Genomic DNA, 23,746 nt, shown 5'->3' on the forward strand with positions numbered 1-23,746 from the left:
CCGCTCAGTTCGAGGCGAGGAAGCCGGCTTCCTTCATCAGGAGCTCGTGACGCTTCTCTTCGGTCTCAACCCACTTCGCGTAGTCCGCACCGGTCATGAAGGTGGTGTTGAAGGCGCCGGTCTTCATGAAGTCCTGCCATTCCGGGGTTTCCCGCACCTTCTTGAACAGGTCGACATAGTATTCGATCTGGTCCTTGGTGGCCCGCGGCGACATGAAGATGCCGCGCAGCATCAGGTATTCGATGTCGAGGCCCTGCGACTTGCAGGTCGGAATGTCCTTCCAGGCCTTGCCGTCGGTGATCTGCTCGCCGTAGCCCATCGGCTTGTCGTCGAACACGCAGAGCGGCCTGACCTTGCCGCCGCGCCATTGCGCCACCGCTTCGATGGGATTGTTGACGGTGGAGTCGATGTGGTTGCCGACCAGTTGCACGGCCACTTCGCCACCGCCCTTGTAGGGGATGTAGGTGAACTTGGCGCCGGTCGCCTTCTCCATGGCTACCGTGATGATCTGGTCTTCCTGCTTCGAGCCGGTGCCGCCCATCTTGAGGATGCCCGCGCCTTGCTTGACCGCGTCGATGTAGTCCTTGGCGGTTGTGTAGGGCTTGTCGGCGTTGACCCAGAGCACGAATTCGTCGAGCGCCAGCATGGCGACCGGTGTGAGGTCCTTCCAGCTGAACGGAATGCCGGTCGCGAGCGGCGTCGTGAACAGGTTCGACAGGGTGATGATGATCTTGTGGGGGTTGCCGGCTGACGCCTTGACGTCGAGGAAGCCTTCGCCACCGGCACCGCCGGACTTGTTGATGACGACCAGCGGCTGCTTCATCAGATTGTGCTTGGTGACGATGCCCTGAATCGTCCGAGCCATCTGGTCGGCACCGCCGCCGGTTCCGGCCGGAACGATGAACTCGACGGGCCGGACGGGCTCCCATCCCGCCAGAGCCGGGATATGCCCCACCATCAGGGCGACGCCGGCCACAACGGCCACGCGCATGGAACGCTTCATCGACGCTTTCTCCCCTTCATTCCCGGACCGCACGGCTTCTTCCGGCCGCTATGCCCAATCGAACCACTGACCCGTCGAGTCCGGCTGGTGTCATCCTCCACCGTGACGCGCTTCAGGTCGTCGCCGGCCTTGGACACTCTCGCAAGGCCCATGCAGCCAAAAGTTGTGGTGGCGGCCTGGGTCATGCAGCAAGACGTGCATCCGCAGCAAATCGACCGATTTGATTTTGGTATGAAGAGGTGACCGACCGCAATTGAGGAGATCGGTTGGGATGCTCACGGGGCCAATTTGTCGCAGGCCGCGGGGGTGTCGCAAAAGCAAAAGCCCCGGAGGTCCGGGGCTCTTGATTGGGCTTCGCTGCTGCTTGCGCGCGCGAAGCGCGCCGGCCTCAGAGGCCGAAATACGGCAGGTCGCCGTTGCGGTTGGCGGCGCGGGCGCTGGTCATCAGCACGCGGTCGAGGGCGGCCAGGAAGCGGCCGAACAGGGACACGGAGTTGACGAGGGGGAGGGCGACGGTCTTGGCCATGGTTTGTCTCCATCAGTTGGGCGGTAGGACGTTCTGACTGAGGAGAATTTACGTATACCAGATGCCAGATACAATGGATCATATTGCATGGCGGTATGAGGATTTTGCGCTGCAGCAGGAATGTTACAATTTGAATTCCCTATCGAAGGCGGCATTTTCATATGGAAAGAGCCGCCCAACCTGGGCACCGGATCGGCTCGATCCTGCTTGGCGGACCGAGCCGGCAAAAGTCGGGGTATCTCGGCGACTGCTGAGAGCTGCCATCCCATTCGTCGATGCCCCCGCGTGCAACGCGACGGAACAATCGGCCCGAGGTGAGGGAACTGTGCTGCCCGGGCCGCAGTTACTCTGCAATGAAGCGGAGTGGCGCCGCCGGATGTTGATCGTTCAGTCCGTCGCGCTGTATTCCTCGAAACGTATCATCAGCAGACCTGAGGGCGAAGGAAAGGCCATGCGCGCCTTGATCCTGGCACTGTCCATCCTGGCGATCGCCGGAAGCGCGCAGGTCGCTCACGCTGGTCTGAGCAGCACACCTCGTGAAGCGTCGGCACCCGCCGATACCGTGATCGCTGCCCAGGACGCCAATCAGCAGGCCGAGAATCAGATCGGCCTCACCAAGGCGAAGCGTCGCGCCGTGCAACGAGGGCTGACCCGGCTCGGGTTCGGCACCAAGATCAACGGGACGTTCGACGATTCGACCCGCGCGGCCCTCGTCCATTGGCAGGAGGAGCGCGGCTACCCCGCGACCGGCTTCCTCAATGCTGCCCAGCACAAGGCGCTGATGGACGCGGCCACCGAGGCTGCCAAATCCGACCGCCAGGCCCGTCGCAGCACGGGACGCGCGCGACATCAGCGGAATGTGGGAGGTCCGATCGGCGCGATCGGCGGCGCGATGCATCGCGTGGTGGGCGGAATATTCGGCAGGTGATGGGGCTGTCCGACAGCTTGACCGCTTTGCCGACCGACAGGCACTTGCGGCGCTCATGGATCGTAGATGATCTTCGCCGTGATGCCCAATCGGGCCGCGACCGCATCGACCTCTTCCTGACTTTGTGGATAGGCTTCAAAGACGATGTTTGCCTTAAAGAGACGCGGGTAATATCTCGGGTTGAGCGTCCATAGGATATCGTGATCCACCCCTGTCTCTGCGTAGAGGCTGGCCACTCTTCGTCTCACGTAGATGCTGTCGGGCGGCATCACAGACGAGGGATCGATGGCTCTCTCCCAAAGAAACCGAGCTTGGCGCGCCGATGAGTATTCGACGGTGTCGCTTCCCTCGCGACATGGTCCACGCCGCAAGCCCCTCGGACCGCCGCCGCGTGGTGTCTTGAGGAATGCACAATAGGGATGGGCCGGGTCGCTGCTTTGGGGATTATGCCAGAGAACGAGGGCGTCCTTGAGCACGTAAGTTTGGTCGGGAGCGGTGATGATGAATTCGGCGCAGGCCGAGAAGCAGTAGTCATAGACGACAACGGTCGCATGCCGCTCGCGAATGAGATCGGCGAGTTCGAGGGCTTTGTCTTCCCTCCCGCCGGTGCTGCGGATGACGAAGAGCCCACCAAGCTCGAGTGCTTTCGTCAGTGATACGTCGACTTCTGGAAGCATCGTCGTGTCGAAACACATGATGCGCTTGTCCGGGCTCAGCGTCATGGCTCTCGGCGGCCAGATCGATCGGCAATAGGAGACCGCACGGTCATAGCTCTCGCGGTCACTCGCGTCGTCCAGAGCACGTGCAACGCCGGTCGGCGCTGAAAGCACGGCGGACATCAGGGAAATGAGCAGCCAGCCTTTTTGAAACCAATGGGCCACTGGGAGGGCTCCTCAACGGACGTCTCGCTTTCATTTCGGAAGTCGATGGTTTCGCTAACAGTGCACCCGGTGTTCATTGGCCCCGAGATTCTACGATCGCCCGCGAAAGCTCAAGGATAGCGTTTGCACCTCGCTGGTAGGCCGAACCATCAACTGAATACATGGTCGTGCCGTCCCGGATCGTGATTCGGCTTACGACCGTTCGCCCAAGCGCGGTGGCTAAGTTCAATAGTGTTTGCTCAATTTTTTCCCTGGCCGGTAGGTCTCGGTTCTGTAGTGTAGAATGGATGTATTCTCTCTCTGACGGCTGGGCGTCCACGAGTTTCGCGCGCTGTTTCAGCCGCGCATTGTCGACATGTCGCATAATTCGCTTTTCGGCAAAGAAGGGGCAGAATTGCCCGACACGGCCAGTCTGCAAGCGTGCCCGAGGGTCTGGCAATGTGTTCGATCGCACGAGACTAACATGAAGTCGCGACCAAGGTCAGCTCTGGGTTATACGGTCGAAACGTCGGCGACATGCGTCATGTCCGCTTCACCCTGAGGCCGGCCGTGGCCCGTAATGGTGATCCGCAGCGCAGGCCGAGACCAAGGTCCCCGCCGGTGTCTGCGGAAGAGACATCAATCTTTCACCGCAAAAGTCAAAAAGCCGCCGGGCGATGCCGGCGGCTTTGAGTCGATGGAACGCATACGTGCGGCGTTCGCGCCGCGTCCGTCCTTTACTCCGCGGCTTCCTTGCGCGGCGGATCGACCGCGCCGGAGTCGTGGATTTCGGCGACCTGGTGGTCGCTGAAGCCCAGCACCTGGCGCAGGACCTCGTCGGTGTGCTCGCCGAGCAGCGGCGAGCGGGTGACGTCGGCCGGGCTGTCCGACAGCTTGATCGGGTTGCCGACCGAGAGATACTTGCCGCGGGTCGGATGGTCGACCTCGACCAGGGTGCCGGTCTTGCGCAGCGACTCGTCCTCGGCGATTTCCTTCATCGACAGGATCGGGCCGCAGGGGATGTCGAACTCGTTCAAGATGTCCATGGCCTCGAACTTGGTCTTGGTCATGGTCCACTGCTCGATCCGCCCGAAGATCTCGTTCAGGCGCGGCAGGCGGGCGGCGGGCTTGGCGTAGTTCGGATCGGTCTTCCAGGTCGGCTCGCCGATCACGTCGCAGATCTTCTCCCAGACCGGGGCCTGGGTGATGAAGTAGATGTAGGCGTTCGGGTCGGTCTCCCAGCCCTTGCACTTCAAGATGCGGCCCGGCTGGCCACCGCCGGAATCATTGCCGGCGCGCGGCACGGCATCGCCGAACGGCACGCCCTCGCCGAACTGGCTGTATTCCTTGAGCGGACCGTGGTCGAGGCGCTGCTGGTCGCGCAGCTTGACGCGGCAGAGGTTGAGCACGCCGTCCTGCATCGCGGCGGTGACGCGCTGGCCCTTGCCGGAGTGGGTGCGCTGATAGAGCGCGGTGACGATGCCGAGCGCGAGGTGCAGGCCGGTGCCGGAATCGCCGATCTGCGCGCCGGTGACCAGCGGCAGGCCGTCACGGAAGCCGGTGGTCGAGGCGGCGCCGCCGGTGCACTGCGCGACGTTCTCGTAGACTTTGCAGTCCTCGTAGGGGCCAGGGCCAAAACCCTTGATCGACGCCACGATCATCTTCGGGTTGATCGCCTGGATCTTCTCCCAGGGGAAGCCCATGCGATCGAGCACGCCGGGGCCGAAATTCTCGACCAGCACGTCGCACTTCTTGATCAGCTCGGTCAGAACCTCCTTGCCCTTGGGGTTCTTGGTGTCGAGCGTAATCGACCGCTTGTTGTGGTTCAGCATCGTGAAATAGAGGCTGTCCACGTTGGGGATGTCCTGGAGCTGGCCGCGGGTGATGTCACCCACGCCCGGCCGCTCGACCTTGATCACGTCGGCGCCGAACCAGGCCAGCAGCTGGGTGCAGGTCGGTCCGGACTGGACGTGGGTGAAGTCGAGAATGCGAACGCCCTCGAGCGCCTTGGTCATGTGTTGCTCTCCGTAACGAATGGTCATCCCGCAACTCGCGGGCAGGTGATGTCTTGCGGGTGGCCTTACTTCTTCTTCGTCAGCACGCTCTGCGGATTGAGGTTGCCGATGCGGCCGCTCTCGGATCCTGCAGCAGGATCGATCACGGCATTGATCAGGGTCGGCTTGCCGGAATCCATCGCTTCGTTGACGGCGCGCTTCAGCTCGTCCGGAGACGTGGCGTTGACGCCGACGCCGCCGAAGGCTTCCATCATCTTGTCGTAGCGTGCGCCCTTGACGAATACGGTGGTCGCCGGATCGTCGCCCGCCGAGTTCTGGTCGGTGCCGCGATAGATGCCGTCATTGTTGAAGATGACGACGCAGATCGGAAGATTGTAGCGGCAGATCGTCTCGACCTCCATGCCGGAGAAGCCGAAGGCGCTGTCGCCCTCGATCGCCAGCACCGGCTTACCGGTCTCGACCGCGGCGGCGATGGCCGAGCCCATGCCGATGCCCATGACGCCCCAGGTGCCGACGTCCAGGCGCTTGCGCGGCTGGTACATGTCGATCACGCCGCGGGCGAGGTCGAGCGTGTTGGCGCCCTCGTTGACCAGGATCGCGTCCGGACGCTCCTTGATGATGGTGCGGAGCACGCCGAGCGCGCCGTGATAGTCCATCGGCGAGTTGTTGTTCATCAGCCGCGGCGCCATCTTGGCGACGTTGTCCTCGCGCTTCTTCTGCACCGAAGAGGTCCACTCGACCGGTGCCTTGGCCCAGTTGCTGCCCATCGCCTCGGAGAAGGCCGTGACGACCGAGCCGATGTCGCCGACCACGGGGGCGGCGATCTCGACGTTGGAGTCCATCTCCTTCGGCTCGATGTCGACCTGGATGAACTTCTTAGGTAGCTCGCCCCAGCTCTTGCCCTTGCCGTGCGACAAGAGCCAGTTGAGGCGGGCGCCGATCAGCATGACGACGTCGGCGTCCTTCAGCACGGTGGAACGTGCGGCGCCGGCGCATTGCGGATGCAGGTCGGGCAGCAGGCCCTTGGCCATGCTCATCGGCAGGAACGGCGCGCCGCTCTTCTCGACGAAGGTCTTGATCGCCTCGTCGGCCTGGGCATAGGCAGCGCCCTTGCCGAGGATGATCAGCGGGCGCTTCGCGTTCTTCAACAGATCGAGCGCGCGCTTCACCGAGTCGGGGGAGGGGATCTGCGCCGGGGCCGGATCGATCACCTTGACCAGCGAGGCTGTGCCGGCCTGCGCATTCATCACCTGGCCGAACAGTTTTGCCGGCAGGTCGAGATAGACGCCGCCGGGGCGGCCCGAGACGGCGGCACGGATCGCGCGGGCGAAGCCGATGCCGATGTCCTGCGCGTGCAGCACGCGGAACGCCGCCTTGCACAGCGGCTTGGCGATCGCGAGCTGATCCATCTCTTCGTAGTCGCCCTGCTGCAGGTCGACGATCTCGCGCTCCGACGAGCCGGAGACCAGGATCATCGGGAAGCAGTTGGTGGTGGCGTGCGCCAGCGCCGTGAGGCCGTTGAGAAAGCCGGGAGCCGAGACCGTGAGGCACACGCCCGGCTTCTTGGTGAGGAAGCCGGCGATCGCGGCGGCATAGCCGGCGTTCTGTTCGTGACGGAAGGAGAGCACGCGAATGCCTTCAGCCTGCGCCATACGACCGAGGTCGGTGATCGGAATGCCCGGCACGTTGTAGATCGTGTCGATCCCGTTCAGCTTCATCGCGTCGATGACGAGATGAAAGCCGTCCGTGAGCTCCTCGTGCGTGTCCGGTGCCTCGGTCTTAACAGCAGTCTGCGCCATGCGCCTCTCTCCCTGGTCGTCTGTGAAGGCGCTTTGCGGCGTCTTCTTCTGTTTGAACCTGTCAGCTGAATAGTTCCTGGCCGTGCGTCTCGACATAGGTCGCGAGGCCCAGCGTATGATCACGGGCGCGCTTCTCGGCGAGCTCGGTGTTGCGTTCCTCCAGCGCCTCGATGATCGCCAGATGCTCGGGCAGGGACGCTGCGATTCGATCGGTGCGCCCGATCGTGAGCTGGCGATAGCCGCGCACGTGAAGGAGGATGTCGTTGGTCATGTCGACGAGCACGGGCGATTCCGACAGCGAGATCAGCGCCTGATGAAACGCGATGTTCGCCTTCGAATATTCCTCGATGTGCTCCTGCGGCGGGCGGTCCTTGCCGAAATCCTTGAAGTAGTCGCGCAGCGCGCTGATGTCCTTCTTGCGCGCGATCGTCGTGATCAGGCGGGCCGCCATGCTCTCCAGCGCCGCCCAGGCGCGGATCATGTCGACGATTTCGGTCTTGGTCCGGCGCACTACGACGATGCCACGACGCGGCACGGTCTTCACGAAGCCGTCCTGCTCCAGCATCGCGATCGCTTCGCGGATGGGCGTGCGGCTGACACCGAGGCGCTCGGACAGAGCGCGCTCGTCGAGCATCACCGGCTCGGGCGACGCGTAGATGTCCATCTTGAGAATGGCTTCTTTCAAGGCCTCGTAGGCCTTATTCTTGAAGCTCGTCTCCGGGGCGATGCGAGTGATCGCGATGTCGGCCTCGGCCATGATGGGCAATGCCTTGTTTGTTTTCTCTGTAGACAAGACCGATCTCCTCTCCTTGGGAGATGCCTGTGTACAGCATTTTGCGTCCAATATTTTTGGCATGCCAGATGCCAGACTGTCAAGGCGACCGATTTTTCCGCGTTTCCACATCTTCGATGCGCTTGACAAAGTTTGCTTCTGGCATACCAAATGCCATAAACGACGACCAATCCCCAGGAGGAAGCCCCCAATGTCTGACGCCATCCCGAACGCCAAGGCCACGATCCGCGAAGTGCTCGATCGGGTGAAGGCCGACAAGCGCACCAGCCTCACCGCCCCCGAAGGCAAGGTGGTCTGCGACGCCTATGGCATTCCGGTGCCGAAGGAGGGATTGGCCAAATCCGCCGCCGAGGCGGCCAAGCTGGCCGGCGACATGGGTTTCCCGGTCGTCATGAAGATCGTATCGCCCGACATTCTGCATAAGACTGAAGCCGGCGGCGTCATCGTCGGCGTCAAGACCGTTGACGACGCGCAGAAGGCGTATGAGACCATTCTCGCGAATGCGAAGAAGTACAAGGCCGACGCCAAGATCGAAGGCATCCAGGTACAGCAGATGCTGACCGGCGGGACCGAGGTGATCGTCGGTTCGATCACCGACGGATCGTTCGGCAAGCTGGTGGCCTTCGGCCTCGGCGGCGTGCTGGTCGAGGTGCTGAAGGATGTGACATTCCGCCTCGCCCCCGCCACCAAGGAAGACGCCCTGTCGATGCTCGACGGCATCCAGGCGCATGAGATGCTGAAGGGCGTGCGCGGTGGCGACGCGGTCAGCCGCGAGGCGCTGTCCGACGTCATCGTCAAGGTGTCGCAGCTGGTCAGCGATTTCCCGGAGATCGTCGAGCTCGACCTCAACCCCGTGTTCGCGACCAAGAACGGCGCGATCGCCGCCGACGTCCGCATCGTCGTCGATTTCGACTACAAGCCGCGTCCGGCGCCGCGCTCGAACGAGGAAATCGTGACCGCGATGAAGCGGATCATGATGCCGAAGGCCATCGCCGTGATCGGCGCCTCCGCCGAGGACGGCAAGATCGGCAACTCCGTGATGAAGAACCTGATCAACGGCGGCTACAAGGGCGAGATCTATCCGATCCATCCCAAGGCGTCCGAGATCCTCGGCTACAAGGCCTATAAGAGCGTCAAGGACGTCGCCGGCGTGATCGACACGGCGGTGTTCGCGATTCCCGCCAAGTTCGTCGCCGGCGCGTTGATCGAATGCGGCGAGAAGCAGATCCCCGGCGCGGTGCTGATTCCCTCGGGCTTTGCCGAAGCCAACGAGCCCGAGCTGCAGGCCGAGATCGTCGAGATCGGCAAGAAGTACAACGTCCGCCTGATGGGGCCGAACATCTACGGCTTCTACTACACGCCGGCCAATCTCTGCGCGACCTTCTGCACGGCCTACGACGTCAAGGGCCACGCGGCGCTGTCGTCGCAGTCGGGCGGCATCGGCATGGCGATCATCGGCTTCTCGCGCTCGGCCAAGATGGGCGTCTCGGCGATCGTCGGCCTCGGCAACAAGTCCGACATCGACGAGGACGATCTGCTTGCCTTCTTCGAGCAGGACCCCAACACCAACTTGATCGCGCAGCACTGCGAGGACCTCAAGGACGGCCGTGCCTTCGCCGAAGCCGCCAAGCGCGTCTCAAAGAAGAAGCCGGTCATCGTGCTCAAGGCCGGCCGCACCTCGGCCGGCGCCAAGGCGGCCTCGTCGCACACCGGCGCGCTTGCCGGCAACGACAAGATCTACGAGGACGTGCTCAAGCAGTCGGGCGTCATCCGCGCCCGCTCGCTGCGCCAGTTGCTCGAATTCGCCCGCGGCGTGCCGGTGCTGCCGACGCCGAAGGGTGAGAACGTCGTCATCATCACCGGCGCCGGCGGATCGGGCGTGCTGCTCTCCGACGCCGTCGTCGACAACGGCATGTCGCTGATGGCGATGCCCGCGGATCTCGATGCCGCGTTCCGCAAGTTCATCCCGCCGTTCGGTGCCGCCGGCAACCCGGTCGACATCACCGGTGGCGAGCCGCCGATCACCTATGTGAACACGGTCAAGCTCGGCCTGTCGGACGACCGCATCCACGCGCTGATCCTTGGCTACTGGCACACGATCGTGACCCCGCCGATGGTGTTCGCCCGCAACATGGTCGAGGTGAAGAAGGAGATGGAGGCCAAGGGCTTCGTCAAGCCGATCGTCGCCTCGCTCGCCGGCGACGTCGAGGTCGAGGAAGCCGCCGAATATCTCTACCAGAACGGCATCCCGGCCTATGCCTATTCGACCGAGCTGCCGGTCGAGGTGCTCGGCGCCAAGTACAAGTGGGCGCGCGGCGCCGGTCTGCTCTGATTGATCTGACGCGAATGCCGCTCCGGCCCCTCGCCGGAGCGGCACTTTCTTTGTAGGCATACCCAAGCAAGATCCGTCCGTCCTGCAACGGCGCCGCCTTCGATGACGGTGCAAAGAGGCGCCACGTGATCCGTCGCAAGACGATTGAGTCCCGCGCAGATGCCGCGGCCGAGCCCCGCGACGGCGGCGTGCAATCCGTCGGACGCGCCCTGCAGATCCTTGAGATTCTCGCCGAGGACGATGAAGGCTATCGCCTCAGCGATCTCGCCGTGCGTGCGGGCTTGTCGACCTCCACCGTCCATCGATTGCTGACGACGCTGGAAAAGCGCCGCTTCGTGCAGTTCGACCGCATGGAGTCGAAATGGCATGTCGGCGCGCAGAGCTTCGCCGTCGGCGCGACCTTCACCCGCCGGCGCAATTTCGTCGCGCTGGCGATTCCCTATCTGCGAAGGCTGCGCGACCAGTCGCGCGAGACCGCCAATCTCGCCGTCGTCGACGACGAATCGCTGATGGTGCTGATGCGGCTCGACAGCCGCGAAATCATGCGCTCGCTGACCAAGGTCGGCGGCCGCTTGGCAATGGTCGCCTCCGGCATGGGCAAGGCGGTGCTCGCGACCTATTCCGACGACGACGTCAACGGCATCATTCACCGCCAGGGCATGCCACGCCTGACCGAGAAGTCGATCATCCGCGCCAGCGACCTGTTCCGCGAGCTGGAGACCGTCAGGCGTCAGGGCTATGCCGTCGACGACGAGGAGGCGCGCATCGGCCTGCGCTGCATCGCCGCCGTCGTCCACGATTCCTGCCGCGAGCCGTTGGCGGCGATCTCGGTCTCGGGCTTGGCGAGCCGGCTGACCGATGAGCGGGTGGCTGTGATCGGAGCAATGGTGCGGGATGTCGCGGCCGAGCTCACGGCGGCGCTCGGCGGCGTGACGCCGCCGGCCGGAACGTTTCCGTAACAGGACGTTTCGGCAGGGTGCAACGTTTCGATGACAGCGCAACTGACTCCAACGCACGGGCGGAGGGGTGAGTGCACCATCACCGGAATGCTTCCCTCGTTCGTCGCTTGGGGCGGCTTCTGTCCCAAATTCAGCTCAACCCTTTCCTCGCGTGCCGTTGAGCGATTTCGCGCTTCTGCTCGTTGCCGATATGCAATCTCTATGATATTACGCTAATAAATGTAATTTAAAGTTGCCGTTGCACTTACTAGGCTAAGCGGCGTCGGTGCGACCGTCCCGCAAAGCTGGAGTGTCGGGCGATGACAAATGTTGTTCGCCCTGAAGCCGGCCAACGTTCTGAAGCCGCGGCCTGATTATGAAGGCCTTGCAAACGAAGGGAGCTTGATATGGCCACTCATGTGCGGACGAAATCGCGGTCAGCCAACCACGGCGACCACTTGACTGCGTGGCATCGGCGAAGGAGGGGCGGGAGCATTCCGATCATCGGTGCCTTGGCCCTCGGCCTGTTATTTGTCTCCGAATCGGCATTCGCCCAGGCCCCGGGCCCGGGGACTTGCACAGCCGTCAAGCGTGCCTCCCCGCGTGGACCTCATTGCGTCCTTACGCAAGACCATTGCACCAAAGGCAACAAGGCGCACATGACGCTCACGGCAGCCGGCTGCAACTGCGTCTGCGCGCCGTAGCAGCAGTGAGCATTGCCGCGTTGTGAAGGAGCGTCCGTAAGGACGCTTCGGCCCGGCCTGAGTTGCTGCCGAGCTCCCTGGCTCGTCGGCTCGAGCGTTGGGCAATCCGATGTTGCGGTCCGTCTCCGAGGACAATGGAGGCGCGGATATTTCGAGGGGAGGGAGGAGGGGGCTATTCACCCGCTGCTCAAGCCGTGGTCAGGGCTGCCGATCTATTTGGGCTTGCCGGGACGCGTGCATCGCGCAACCATCGCGGTGCATCGCCCAACACGTCCAGCGAGTTCGTGCCATGACCAAACTCACCCGCTTCTCGGTCGCCCCTCTGCACACGATGACGCGGCGCCTCGCCGATGTCGCTTCGGGCCGCGTTGCGCCCGATCTCGTGATCACCGGCGCGCGCGTGCTGTCGACCTATTCGGAGCGCATCCACCCCTCGCGCGAACTGTGGATCACCGGCGGGCGGGTCGCGGCGGTGAAGCCGGCTGGTGCCCACAAGGCGCTCGGCAGCGGTTTCGCGCTCCATGACGCGGCCGGCGGCATCATCGCGCCCGGGCTGGTCGATCCGCACATCCACATCGAGTCCTCGATGGTGACGGCCTGCGCCTATGCCGAGGCTGCGCTTCTGAACGGCACCACGACGATCTTCTGCGACAGCCACGAAATCGGCAACGTGATGGACGTCGCCGGTGTCGAGGCGATGCTGGAGGATGCGCGGCAGGCGCCGCTGTCGATCTTCCTCACCGTGCCCTCGACGGTGCCGGCGACATCGGCGGCGCTGGAGACCGCGGGCGGCGACCTCACGCCGGACAAGATCGCCGGCCTGTTCGATCGCTGGCCCGAGGCGGTCGCGCTCGGCGAGAAGATGGATTTCGTGCCGGTCTGCATGGGCGACGAGCGCAGCCATGCCATTCTCGCCGCGGCCCTGCAGCGGGGACGGCCGGTGTCAGGCCATGTCTATGGCCGCGAATTCGTCGCCGCCTATGCGGCGAGCGGTGTCACCGACACGCATGAGGCGATCGACCGCGACATCGCCGATGATCTCCTGGATGCCGGCGTCTGGATCTTCCTGCGCGGTGGTCCGCCCACGACCCCGTGGCACAGCCTGCCGCAGGCGATCCGCACCATCACCGAGCTCGGCGCCTCGCACAAGCGCACGGCTGTCTGCACCGACGATCGCGATGCCGACGATCTCATGCTGTTCGGACTCGACTGGGTGGTGCGCGAGGCCGTGAAGGCCGGCATGTCGCCGGAGCAGGCGTGGTCGATGGGCTCGCTGCACGGCGCGACGCGCTTTGCCATGGATGGCGAGATCGGCGGCCTCGGCGGCGGCCGCCGCGCCGATCTGGTTTTGCTCGACGACGGCCTCAAGCCGCAATCGACCTGGTATGGCGGCGAGCTCGTCGTCGACAAGGGCAGGATCACGCCGCGTCTCGATCAGGCGCTGTCGCAGCGCTATCAGTATCCGAAGGCCGCCTATGCCACGGTGAAGCTGCCGGCGCAGATGAAACTGACGCCGGAGCTGCCGACCAAGGCGTGCACCGTGAATGCGATCAAGACGGCGCTGCCGGGCATCACGCTGATCCATGACAAGGTCGCGATCGAGCCGGCGAACGATTGGGAAACGCTGTTCGCGCGCCATGGGCTCTGTTTCGTCGCGGTGATCGAGCGCCACGGCAAGTCGGCCGGCAATGTCGCGCATGGCCTCCTCAAGGATTTTGGCCTCAAGCGCGGCGCCGTCGCCTCCAGCGTCGGCCATGACAGCCACAACATCATCGTCGCCGGCACCAACGAGGCCGACATGCAGGCCGCCGTCGCCGCGATCGGCGCGCAGCAGGGCGGTGTCTGCGTCGTCGCCGACGGCAAGGTGCGGGCGATGGTTCCGTTGCCGATCGCCGGCCTGTTGTCGGACAAGCGTGTCACCGAGGTCGCCGAGGAGGTGAAGCTGCTCAAGACCGAGTGGGCCGAGGCCGGCTGCACCATTCCCTACATGGGCTTCAATTTGATTCCGCTATCGGTCATTCCGGAAATTCGTATCACCGACAAGGGCCTCGTGCTGGTGCCGCAGATGGAGCTTGCGCCGCTGTTCGAATAGCGTGCGCGAGGCCTCATCCTGTTAGGACATGTCAGCTGACTTCTGTCCTAACAAACTGAGGCCGCCGGTGTTTTGCCGAGCGTGCCGCATCGTGGGAAAAATCGACGAGTGAATTGAGATCGTAGCTGCCAGCAGCGAAGCTCGCGCATCAACCAGAGGGAGGTGCGAGATGGCGAAGATGCGGGCGATCGATGCTGCGGTGCGTATCTTGGAGAAGGAAGGCGTCACCTGCGCCTTCGGCGTTCCCGGAGCCGCAATCAACCCGCTCTATTCCGCGCTGCAGCGGCGCGGCTCGATCCGCCACATTCTCGCCCGCCACGTCGAGGGCGCCTCGCACATGGCCGAGGGCTACACCCGCGCCAAGGCCGGCAACATCGGCGTGTGCATCGGCACCTCGGGCCCGGCCGGCACCGACATGATCACCGGGCTCTATTCGGCGATCGCAGACTCCATTCCAATCCTCTGCATCACCGGCCAGGCGCCGCGGGCCCGGCTCCACAAGGAGGATTTCCAGGCCGTCGATATCGAGCAGATCGCCAAGCCCGTGACCAAATGGGCGGTCACGGTGCGCGAGCCTGGCCTCGTGCCGCGTGTGTTCAGCCAGGCTTTCCACATCATGCGCTCCGGCCGCCCGGGACCGGTGCTGATCGACCTGCCGCTGGACGTGCAACTCGCCGAGATCGAGTTCGACGACGAGACCTACACGCCGCTGCCGGTCTACAAGCCCGCGGCGAGCCGCAAGCAGATCGAGAAAGCGCTGGAGATGCTCAATGCCGCCGAGCGCCCGCTGATCGTCGCCGGCGGCGGCATCATCAACGCCGATGCCAGCGAACTCCTCGTGACGTTCGCCGAGACCGTCAACGTGCCTGTCGTGCCGACCCTGATGGGGTGGGGCGCCATTCCCGACGATCATGTGCTGATGGCCGGCATGGTCGGCCTGCAGACCAGCCATCGCTATGGCAACGCCAATTTCCTGGAGTCCGATTTCGTGCTCGGCATCGGCAACCGCTGGGCCAACCGCCACACCGGATCGATCGAGACCTACACCAAGGGTCGCAGCTTCGTGCATGTCGACATCGAGCCGACCCAGATCGGCCGCGTGTTCAATCCCGAGCTCGGCATCGTCTCGGATGCGAAGGCGGCGCTCGAGCTGTTCATCACCGTCGCGCGCGAGTGGCGCAAGGCTGGCAAGCTGCGCGAACGGCAGGCGTGGCCGGCGGCGTGCCAGGATCGCAAGCGCACGATGCTCCGGCGCAGCGATTTCGATCAGGTGCCGATCAAGCCGCAGCGCGTCTATCATGAGATGAACAAGGCGTTCGGCCGCGACACCTGCTATGTCAGCGTCATCGGCCTGTCGCAGATCGGCGGCGCGCAGTTCCTCAGCGTCAACCACCCGCGCCACTGGATCAATGCGGGGCAGGCGGGGCCGCTCGGCTGGACCCTGCCGGCCGCGCTCGGCGTCCGCGCCGCCGATCCCAGGCGCGAGATCGTCGCGCTCTCGGGGGACTACGACTTCCAGTTCCTGATCGAGGAGCTCGCGGTCGGCGCCCAGTTCAACCTGCCTTACATTCATGTCGTCGTGAACAACGCCTATCTCGGCCTGATCCGGCAGGCGCAGCGCGGCTTCTCGATGGACTACCAGGTCCAGCTGTCGTTCGAGAACATCAATGCGCCCGAGGTCGGTGGCTACGGCGTCGATCACATAGCCGTCGCCGAAGGCCTCGGCTGCAAGGCCATCCGCGTCACCGATCCCGACAAGGCGCAGGCGGCCTTCGCCACCGCGCGCGAATGGATGGCGGAGTACCAGGTGCCTGTCGTGGTCGAGTTCGTGCTCGAACGCGTCACCAACATCGCGATGGGCACCGAGATCGACAACGTCGTCGAATTCGAGGAGGTGCTCGACCTGCCGGTGGACGACACCCCGGCCGAGCCGCCGCGCACCTTGCTGCCGGCCTGATCGCAGCGACCGCTCTCATTCGAGGACCAATTCGAGGACCATGACATGCCGCGCTTTGCTGCGAATCTCACCATGCTCTTCAACGAGCTTCCGTTCGTCGAGCGCTTCGCCGCCGCCAAGGCGGCCGGCTTCAGCGGAGTCGAGTACCTGTTCCCGTACGATTTCGACAAGGCGGAGCTGCGCGAGCAGCTGGCGCGCCACGGGCTGACTCAGGTGCTGCACAATCTGCCCGCCGGCAATTGGGCCGCGGGCGAGCGCGGCATCGCGATCCTGCCGGATCGCGTCGACGAATTCCGCGACGGCGTTCGTCGCGCCATCGAATACGCGCGGGCGCTCGACTGCCGCCAGCTCAACTGCCTCGTCGGCATTGCACCGGCCGATTCCGATCCGCGTCAGCTCAATACGACGCTGGTTTACAACCTGCGCTTTGCCGCGACCGCGCTGAAAGCGCAGGGGATCAAGCTCTTGATCGAGCCGATCAACACGCTCGACATCCCCGGCTTCTTCCTCTCTCGCACCGCCCAGGCGCTGCAGCTGATCTCGGAGGTCGAGTCCGACAATCTGTTCGTCCAGTACGACATCTACCACATGCAGATCATGGAGGGCGATCTGGCCCGCACGATGCAGAAGCATCTCGCCCGCATCGCGCACATCCAGCTCGCCGACAATCCGGGCCGCCACGAGCCCGGCACCGGCGAGATCAACTACGCCTTCCTGTTCCGCCACCTCGATGCGATCGGCTATCCCGGCTGGATCGGCTGCGAATACAAGCCGCGGGCGACGACCGCGGAGGGACTTGGCTGGCTGACGGACCGGGCGATCGTTCCGGCCGGCTGAGCTTGATTCCTTGGTCCCTGCACCGGCCTTTTCCAGTTAATGTCTGCGAGCCGACGTCGCCGGCGTCGGCTGAAAAGTCCGCGTTGGGCCAATTGCAGAACTGCCCCGCTTGGTGCAACAGTAGAACAATCCTACATTGGAACGCTGTCGTGTCCTGCAATTCGCCCTCCGGCGCGCACCCGCCGACTACCCACCAAGTCATACGCAAACTCGCCTTGCAAGAAGGTGCGGCGGCACTAAAGGCACTGGCCAACGCAGCCGGACTCGAAGATCAATTTGAACGACGGGCGGCTATTGATGCAATCGGACGTCACCCACATGGGCGCGAGTTGCGCTCTATCATTTTGAGGGCTCTCCGTGATCCATCAGAATACGTTGTGCGCACAGCGTGTGAAGTCGTCGCACAATGGGAGTTGCAAGAGGCGCACGAGCTTGTGGTAGCTCTACTGGCAAATCCATCCAAAGCGACACGGCAAACCGCTATTCGCACGCTGGGTACAATCTGGGTCGATGCAGATTTTCCGACGGTGTTTCGCATCTACAACGACGCCTCGGAAAATGAAATTCGGCGCGAAGCTGCTTGGGTCCTGCGGCAGCGAGCCCACTCTGCCCATTGGCGAACGCTTTTCGATGCATTCCAAGTTGATGAGCTTGCCCGACACCGGCAATGGGCTTGCGAGTTAGCCGAGAAGTTTTCAGTCCCTGACATTCTACCAGTGTTGTCACAGCTGTCCTCGGACGTCGACGGTCACGTTCGAAAGGCAGCGTGGCGGGCTATCCAAACACTTTCGAGCCGCTGATCCCAGCTCGTTTCGTAGGCTTAGGATGCCCGCTGCGGGCCAAATGCAGCCATTGAGGGCCTTGGTCGCCTGCTTCTGCTTCAGACCTGAGAGCGGGCTGTGCTCCCACCTGTTTGGACGGTTTGGGATGGGCTAGCCGCCGACATCTTTAGTGCGTCTTTTCATCTTCGAGTCTGATCACGATGTGCTGCGCCAAGCCGGAGTTCGAGGAGCCGCTGAGAAAATCTCCGGCCGCATGTCGGGCTGACGAACGGAGGGCCGTCCTGGGAGCGGACAACGGAGGAGGTTGCGAACGATGATCACGGTGTTCGGAGAGGGCAGAGGCTTCCGTGTCGTATGGCTGCTGGAAGAGATGGAACTCCCATACCGGCTTCGGGACGTGGACCTCCTGGCCGGGGTCGAGAACGACGCCGAGTTCCTGGCGATCAATCCCGCCGGATTCATTCCGGCGATCCGCGATGGCGATGTCACGATGGTCGAGTCCGTTGCGATCATGGAGTACATCCTGGGGCGGTATGGGCCGACAGCGCTGGCGCCCGCGGCACATGATGTTGCTTTTCCTGCCTATCAGCAGTTTCTCCACCTCGGTGAGGCCGGCCTCGCAGCCTCGCTTTATTTCGTTTCGGGAGCCCGGCACCTTGCGCCTGAAAGCGAGCGCAACAACTGGAGCGCGCGTCAGGCGATGAACGTGTTCACGACCCGGTTGAGCCTAGTGACGCGGCAACTGGCGCACGCGCCCTACATGGCTGGCGACGCGTTCACCGCAGCGGACATTTCCGTGGGCTACGCGCTCGAAATGGCGCGGAAGAACGTCGGTGTCGTGTTCGATGATCGTGTGCAAGCCTACATGACGCGGCTGCGCGCCCGTGCCGGCTATCAGCGGGCCCTGGAGACGTGCCAGGCCACGCGGCGCTGGTGGACTAGCTAGGTGGCGGAACGAGAGAGGCGGGTAGCTCGCCGACAGAGTCTTCAACCGACGAAACGATCATTTGCATTCGACGCCGCGCCGCGACATATGACGGCCGCTGAAGACGCCATCCGAGGTCACCGATGTCATCTGTTGCGACCGTGTTTGCACAATCCTTCTTTCACGGCACGCGAGCCGATTTGCGGCCGGGCGACATGATCGCGGTCGGATATGCCTCCAATTTCACCGAGGCGGAGCCGCTGTCGTGGGTCTACTTCACGGCGACGTTGGATGCCGCGATCTGGGGCGCCGAGCTGGCTGCCGGTGACGGACGGGGACGGATCTACGTCGTCGAGCCCACCGGTCCGTTCGTCGACGACCCGAACCTGACGGACAAGAAGTTCCCGGGAAATCCGACGCGGTCTCATCGATCCCGCGCGCCGCTGCGCGTCATTGCCGAGGTCGTCCTGTGGCAGGGGCACGCGCCGGAGGTGGTGAAGCAGATGAAGGAGGGCGTTGCGCGCGCGATGACCGAAGGGCCGGGCATCATCGACTGAACGGCGCGGCGGCATCGCACTGGCGTCGATCCGTCGCGCCCGATGGCTGTTTGCGGACGCTGCTACGCGCGCGCCACGCGGCGTCCTCCGTCCAGAACATCGGAAAAGTCCGGTGGCAAGGTCCGTTCGAACTGGTGTCGACTCACGAAATCTCCTCCTCATGAGCCGAGCCTATCGCCGAGAGGCGAGGGTTGGACCTGTCGTCCATGATTGATCGGAGGCGCCGCTCTGCAGCGTCGCTCGCCTTTCGGCGACGGCATGGTTGAAGAGTTCGAGGACGAGGCCGAATGCCGCCAAGTCCTCCTGTTCGATGGCTCCATCGTCATAGCCCTTGAGGGTCTCGGCGATGATCCCGTCGACCTCCCGTTGCCAGGTCAGCAGATCGTGTTCCGAGCCGGCATTGCGCACCTCCGACACCGCCGCAAGAATGCGGTTGCGGCCGCTGGTGTTGTCCTCCAGTTCATCCCGGTTCAGATAGCGGCGCAGCCATTCGGCGGCCGAACCGATGCCGGAAAGAACGAGCAAGGCGAACCAGAAGTAGTCGCTGTACTTGTCCAGAAAGGTTCGCTCCGTGCCGTTGATCACCGCCGCGGCGCCTCGATGCACGGAAGGCTCGGTCTCCTTCTCCGTGTCGGGTTTCATGATGTGCGAAGCGCCGGCGAGGCCTTGCGTGATCGTGTCGCGGACCGCGAAAAGCTGCCGGTAGAAGGCCGCCGCCTTGGCTTCGGAGAGCCCCTTCTTGGCCAGGATCAGGTGATTGACGCTGATCGTGTCGACCTTGTCCTCCGGCCAGGCCGGTTTCGCGTTGAAGACGCTGGCTGGAATTTCCTCGGCCTCGTAGCGCGGATGCTTCAGGGCAACGGCCTCCGATGCTTCGATCGGAAGAAACGTGGGTGCTCCGCGTGCCCGGGAGGTCGCGGTGATCGCGTCCACCGTGATCTTGCTGTCGAGCGGACCGACGGCGAGATACGCATCGAGGGTGGGGTCTTGCGCAAGCTTCTCGATCTCGTCTGTCCCGAATTGAGCCGTGGCAACCTTATCGGGCTGCACGCCGGAGCCCTCCAGAATGGTCTGGAGCACTGCGACGTTTGCTCCGGTCCGCCCGATGATGCCGACCTTGTGACCTGCCAGATGGGCGATATCTGCGATCTTGCCGCTGGCCTTCTGCTTGGGCTCGTTGCCGCGTCGCCCGGAGGGCGACCACAGCACGACATAGTTCTTGCGCAGGACCGCCAGTGTTTGCGCATCGGGCGGCATGCCGAGGTCGCCGCGGCCGACCGCCAGATCGGTCTTGTCGGCGGCCAGCAGGGCCAGAGATTCGGCCGCTCCCCCGGTCGTGATCGGAGAGAGCCGGACGGTCCGGCTTTCCTCACCGAAGGCGTTGGCCATCGCCTGGACCACCTTGTGGTCGTCGCTCGCCGCCGGTCCGACGGCGATCCGGAGCGTCTCGGGCTGCAACACGTAGACCAGGCCGGCCGCAGCGGCGCCAAAGGCGACAAATCCCAGGGCTAGCACGATCAGCAACCGTCGTTGACGGCGATCGTGAGCACTCCTGACCACATCGGACGATGACATCAGCGGACCCTCTGAGAAAACGCGTGTTGGCTCCAAGCGCACTGGAACTTGGGCGAACCGGTGTCAACCCGGAATGTTCCGCCGCTTCTGGCGAGAGTTGACAGCCTTGCTGGATCGCTTTGGGTCAGGTGGTTGAGGTGGCGACGGTCGCAATCAGGATAGCTCCAGGTCTGCGCATCTGCCTCACCGTGACGTTTATAAGGCCTACACTCCTCGGACGCCAAGTCTCTTTGCAACAGATCGGTTCTATGACCCCTCTAACAAGTCGCGCAATTTTGCCTTCAATCCGCTCCCCCCTGGCCCATCGCCGATCTTTTCGAGCGCGAACCGTGCGAACCCTTGCGCCTCCGCGTTCTTGCCTGCGGCTTTTCTCATATGTCCGAGTGCCCAGGCCATCAGAACGCCCGTGTTGCCGAACCCCTTGAAGTCGCAGGTTTGCCCCGCAAAGGCTTCCGGCGTCACTGTGGTCAGTGGCGACGTGGGCTGCGCCATGAAATCTAGTTGAGCTCTGCCGACCTGCTCATACATTGCGCATGCGTCGCGTGCTGCGGCGTCCATACTCAACTGGTTTGGCTCGTAGTCCCACCATTGATCACCCGGCTGCCTCGCAAGTCTCCTACGAAACAGGCAGTCCATTTCGCGCATGCGCTTAGGCTCAGGTGCTTCTCCCGAGAGGAGTGGTATGGACATCGGCTGAATGCCCATATTGACGGCGAACTTTCCGCCATACCGGCTCCCCTGAACTTCAACTACCTGACATTGACCGCCAACCAGCCGCCAGTAGCGTTGGCTTGTGCCAGAGAACCCGTCCCGCCGGAGTGTTGGCGCGAACTGGCTCCGAATGGCTTTTGGCAGGGACGCTTTGAGATTGCTCACGAGCCAATCAAACGTTCGGTCGTAATCCCAGCTGCGCCGATGACTGGCATCTTTGGCTGCTGCGCGCACGCTTCAAGCCGCCAGCCAGCGGCCGCACCACCAGTAAGTCCGCGCCGCCGCATATGACCTCCAATCGAAGCGAGCTTGGTGGTCCGCAGGATACAGCATTGGCGGGGATCGGTCACCGGCTGCAGGAAAATTGCTTTGCAACCCGCCGAGACGAGAGGACCGCTTCGGGTCAGAAGCTGACATGTGGCGACATGCGCAAGAATGGTCACAAATCGCTCACAAGAAAGGGACGTAGCGTCAGACAGGATCAATTATCGAAAAAGTCTGGAGGTAGGATGCGTTCGAACTCGTGTCGACGCACGAAATCTCCTCCCGGACTGCGCGCCCACACTTCCACCAACTCCTGCAGGATCCACGTCATAGCCAAGCCGTCGCACTGCCCGGTCTGGTGATCGTGAAATGGCGGATCATCGGAGAGATTGTTCAGTACGCCCAAGTCGGTCGCTAACTCTTGGACGTCTTGAGACTTGGGAATAATACCGACGAGAAAGGGTCTATTGCACGCTTGGCAGGCGACGCGAGCGAGCACGGACACATCGTTATAGATTGAAAGTTTGCGAGGCCCAAAAGGCAGATAGCGAGGAACTCCATCATGAAACCATGCCGGCAGCTCCGCTATCTTGCTTTCTATGTCATAGTAAGAGATGCGCATCATCCAGCCCGAGTTCATAGGTTAAACGCCAATCCTAGCCACGACATTAGCGCTTGGCCAGCGCCCCCTTTATTCTTGACCGTAATAAGCCCGACCACCCAGAGCCAGCACGGCTCAGACGAAATTTGCCACGGTGCCGCTTCGGGTCAAAATGCGAAACACTCGACCTGCGCAATTCCAGTCGGCTGACCGCCCCAGAGCAGACATCAAAGTGGCGGCTCGCCACTTCGCTTATGGGCCAGAAGCTGACGTTTCTCACTCTGGGAGGCGGACGAACAAGTACAATACCGCACGCGACCACCGGCCATTTGCCGAACTTTCCGATAAACGGCGCTTGCTGCGACCCCACGCGCAAATTCCAATATCGCCGGTCGAAATAGAATGTGTGGCACGGCGGGGATTGAGTTGATTTCGCTACGAATGCTTGTTGGTCTGGCTCTAGTTGTGACCTTGCTCTTTGTCGCCGCAGGCGCGGCGACATCGCTCCTTGTAGCTCATGGCGCTGAAGAGATCGCTGGATCTGAGCCGTATTGCATCCAGATTTCTGACGGGGCCTCCGACTACCGGCCCGCACGCGTATGGTTCGACCTGTCGATCTTTAAAATGAGGGCCGAGCACGATGGTCCGCTCTACATGCAGCACCACGCGATCCTCGTTGTCGGCGAACCCACCAATGCGCGCCTATATCACTGGTCGTATCTCCACCGCGCCTTCGAGCCGGGCGTATTAAACGGGCAGATTGAGGGTCGGGGGCCGGCGATTACATGTCTGCAGGTGCGTGACTTCGTGGGTAAGCGGCTGGCACTGATCCCCATGTCGCCGGACAGCTATTACATCAGGTATTCTGGAGGTGAGACATATCTGATCCCAACCGTCTGGCAAGCAGAGTGGAGCGGCGGGTCAAGCCCGAGCTTGCTGCTTGCGACGACCGCTCCCGACTTCCAACCACTCAACCGCCGTCTGATGCCGGTGGAATTTGACAGCAACTCGGTCTTCGTCACGTGGGACCCCGAATGGATGCTAAGTCTAATGAAAGATCCGCCCGGCGGAGAAATTGTCGAGCAAAGTAGAGAGTTTGGTCTCGTGAAGACCAAAACCATCACGCATGGCAAGGACGGCAAGGAGTACGTCGGAAATGGCTATCTTGCTTATGATGACGGTCATGGCGTCAACACCACGATAATAGGCTGCGGCACGCCGTCCGAGGCTGTTCCGAAGTCCTGTCAGCACCGCTTCATCAACAAGGGCCGACACTTCTATTTCCGTCATCGGCCGGAGGACGTGCCCAATTGGCAGAGGATGCAGCAGCGTATCCTTGACTTGATGGCGTCGTTCGAGGTTCACCGCCGCTCGTAGCGAGATCAACCGAGCGGGTTGTCAGGGGAGTCCAAGTTGGTGTCGAGGTCAGCTTCGGGTCATGAGCGTCGATTTGGCCGCACGCCCGCCGGTTCCGATCTACCCCTCACAGCAGACGTGTAGGCGAACATCGGATTTCGTCGGTAAGGGCCAATAGGCGACATGCCGAT

At 63.0% G+C, this 23,746-nt stretch carries 19 protein-coding genes; 10 read left to right on the forward strand and 9 right to left on the reverse strand.

The window, feature by feature from the left end:
* Nucleotides 1-4: 4 nt before the first annotated feature.
* A complete protein-coding gene (locus QX051_RS22205; protein ID WP_409998124.1) occupies nt 5-991 on the reverse strand; it encodes a Bug family tripartite tricarboxylate transporter substrate binding protein in 987 nt (328 codons plus the stop codon).
* A gap of 400 nt (nt 992-1,391) precedes the next feature.
* Complete coding sequence (locus QX051_RS22210; protein ID WP_284420614.1) at nt 1,392-1,529, reverse strand: hypothetical protein; 138 nt, start codon at nt 1,527-1,529, stop codon at nt 1,392-1,394.
* Nucleotides 1,530-1,980: 451 nt separating this feature from the next.
* Here QX051_RS22210 and QX051_RS22215 point away from each other — a divergent pair, with 451 nt between their 5' ends.
* Nucleotides 1,981-2,457 (forward strand): peptidoglycan-binding domain-containing protein, encoded by a 477-nt coding sequence (locus tag QX051_RS22215; RefSeq protein ID WP_315777645.1) that lies wholly within the window; start codon nt 1,981-1,983, stop codon nt 2,455-2,457.
* Between the two features lie 53 nt (nt 2,458-2,510).
* Here the strand turns inward: QX051_RS22215 and QX051_RS22220 are convergent, their stop codons facing one another.
* The 4 genes from QX051_RS22220 to QX051_RS22235 all read right to left on the reverse strand — a co-directional run bounded on the left by QX051_RS22220 (nt 2,511) and on the right by QX051_RS22235 (nt 7,888).
* A complete protein-coding gene (locus QX051_RS22220) occupies nt 2,511-3,338 on the reverse strand; it encodes a hypothetical protein (protein WP_315777587.1) in 828 nt (275 codons plus the stop codon).
* Nucleotides 3,339-4,054: 716 nt separating this feature from the next.
* Nucleotides 4,055-5,332, reverse strand: coding sequence for a formyl-CoA transferase (frc, locus tag QX051_RS22225; RefSeq protein WP_315777588.1), 1,278 nt, complete (start codon nt 5,330-5,332; stop codon nt 4,055-4,057).
* A gap of 65 nt (nt 5,333-5,397) precedes the next feature.
* Complete coding sequence (gene oxc, locus QX051_RS22230) at nt 5,398-7,131, reverse strand: oxalyl-CoA decarboxylase (protein ID WP_315777589.1); 1,734 nt, start codon at nt 7,129-7,131, stop codon at nt 5,398-5,400.
* Between the two features lie 61 nt (nt 7,132-7,192).
* On the reverse strand, nt 7,193-7,888 hold the full coding sequence (locus QX051_RS22235; protein WP_409998125.1) for a GntR family transcriptional regulator: 696 nt from the start codon (nt 7,886-7,888) through the stop codon (nt 7,193-7,195).
* A gap of 226 nt (nt 7,889-8,114) precedes the next feature.
* Here QX051_RS22235 and QX051_RS22240 point away from each other — a divergent pair, with 226 nt between their 5' ends.
* The 8 genes from QX051_RS22240 (at nt 8,115) to arr (ending at nt 19,048) form a co-directional block, all read left to right on the forward strand.
* Nucleotides 8,115-10,256 (forward strand): acetate--CoA ligase family protein, encoded by a 2,142-nt coding sequence (locus tag QX051_RS22240; protein WP_315777590.1) that lies wholly within the window; start codon nt 8,115-8,117, stop codon nt 10,254-10,256.
* A gap of 125 nt (nt 10,257-10,381) precedes the next feature.
* Nucleotides 10,382-11,215: an IclR family transcriptional regulator gene (locus QX051_RS22245; protein ID WP_315777591.1), complete on the forward strand. Its 834-nt coding sequence runs from the start codon at nt 10,382-10,384 to the stop codon at nt 11,213-11,215.
* 972 nt (nt 11,216-12,187) lie between these two features.
* Entirely contained in the window at nt 12,188-13,990 is a 1,803-nt protein-coding gene (locus tag QX051_RS22250) for an adenine deaminase (RefSeq protein ID WP_315777592.1), read from the forward strand.
* A gap of 169 nt (nt 13,991-14,159) precedes the next feature.
* The gene (gene gcl, locus QX051_RS22255) at nt 14,160-15,947 is read left to right on the forward strand and encodes a glyoxylate carboligase (RefSeq protein ID WP_315777593.1); all 1,788 of its coding nucleotides are present in this window, start codon (nt 14,160-14,162) and stop codon (nt 15,945-15,947) included.
* A gap of 45 nt (nt 15,948-15,992) precedes the next feature.
* On the forward strand, nt 15,993-16,784 hold the full coding sequence (hyi, locus tag QX051_RS22260) for a hydroxypyruvate isomerase (protein WP_315777594.1): 792 nt from the start codon (nt 15,993-15,995) through the stop codon (nt 16,782-16,784).
* Between the two features lie 149 nt (nt 16,785-16,933).
* Nucleotides 16,934-17,584, forward strand: coding sequence for a HEAT repeat domain-containing protein (locus QX051_RS29500; protein WP_409998122.1), 651 nt, complete (start codon nt 16,934-16,936; stop codon nt 17,582-17,584).
* 295 nt (nt 17,585-17,879) lie between these two features.
* On the forward strand, nt 17,880-18,512 hold the full coding sequence (locus QX051_RS22265) for a glutathione S-transferase family protein (protein ID WP_315739797.1): 633 nt from the start codon (nt 17,880-17,882) through the stop codon (nt 18,510-18,512).
* 122 nt (nt 18,513-18,634) lie between these two features.
* Complete coding sequence (gene arr / locus QX051_RS22270; RefSeq protein WP_315739796.1) at nt 18,635-19,048, forward strand: NAD(+)--rifampin ADP-ribosyltransferase; 414 nt, start codon at nt 18,635-18,637, stop codon at nt 19,046-19,048.
* A gap of 171 nt (nt 19,049-19,219) precedes the next feature.
* Here arr and QX051_RS22275 read toward each other — a convergent pair whose 3' ends face one another.
* From QX051_RS22275 to QX051_RS22285, 3 genes are all read right to left on the reverse strand, one after another.
* Nucleotides 19,220-20,623 (reverse strand): ABC transporter substrate-binding protein, encoded by a 1,404-nt coding sequence (locus tag QX051_RS22275; RefSeq protein ID WP_315739795.1) that lies wholly within the window; start codon nt 20,621-20,623, stop codon nt 19,220-19,222.
* Between the two features lie 246 nt (nt 20,624-20,869).
* Complete coding sequence (locus tag QX051_RS22280) at nt 20,870-21,499, reverse strand: DUF4304 domain-containing protein (RefSeq protein WP_315739794.1); 630 nt, start codon at nt 21,497-21,499, stop codon at nt 20,870-20,872.
* 316 nt (nt 21,500-21,815) lie between these two features.
* Entirely contained in the window at nt 21,816-22,238 is a 423-nt protein-coding gene (locus QX051_RS22285; RefSeq protein ID WP_315720964.1) for a hypothetical protein, read from the reverse strand.
* 363 nt (nt 22,239-22,601) lie between these two features.
* On the opposite strand from QX051_RS22285, the gene QX051_RS22290 reads away from it, so the two are divergent.
* Nucleotides 22,602-23,576, forward strand: coding sequence for a hypothetical protein (locus QX051_RS22290; protein ID WP_315739792.1), 975 nt, complete (start codon nt 22,602-22,604; stop codon nt 23,574-23,576).
* Nucleotides 23,577-23,746: the final 170 nt, after the last annotated feature.

The sequence above is a fragment of the Bradyrhizobium sp. SZCCHNR1053 genome, from assembly GCF_032381235.1.
Lineage (GTDB): Bacteria > Pseudomonadota > Alphaproteobacteria > Rhizobiales > Xanthobacteraceae > Bradyrhizobium.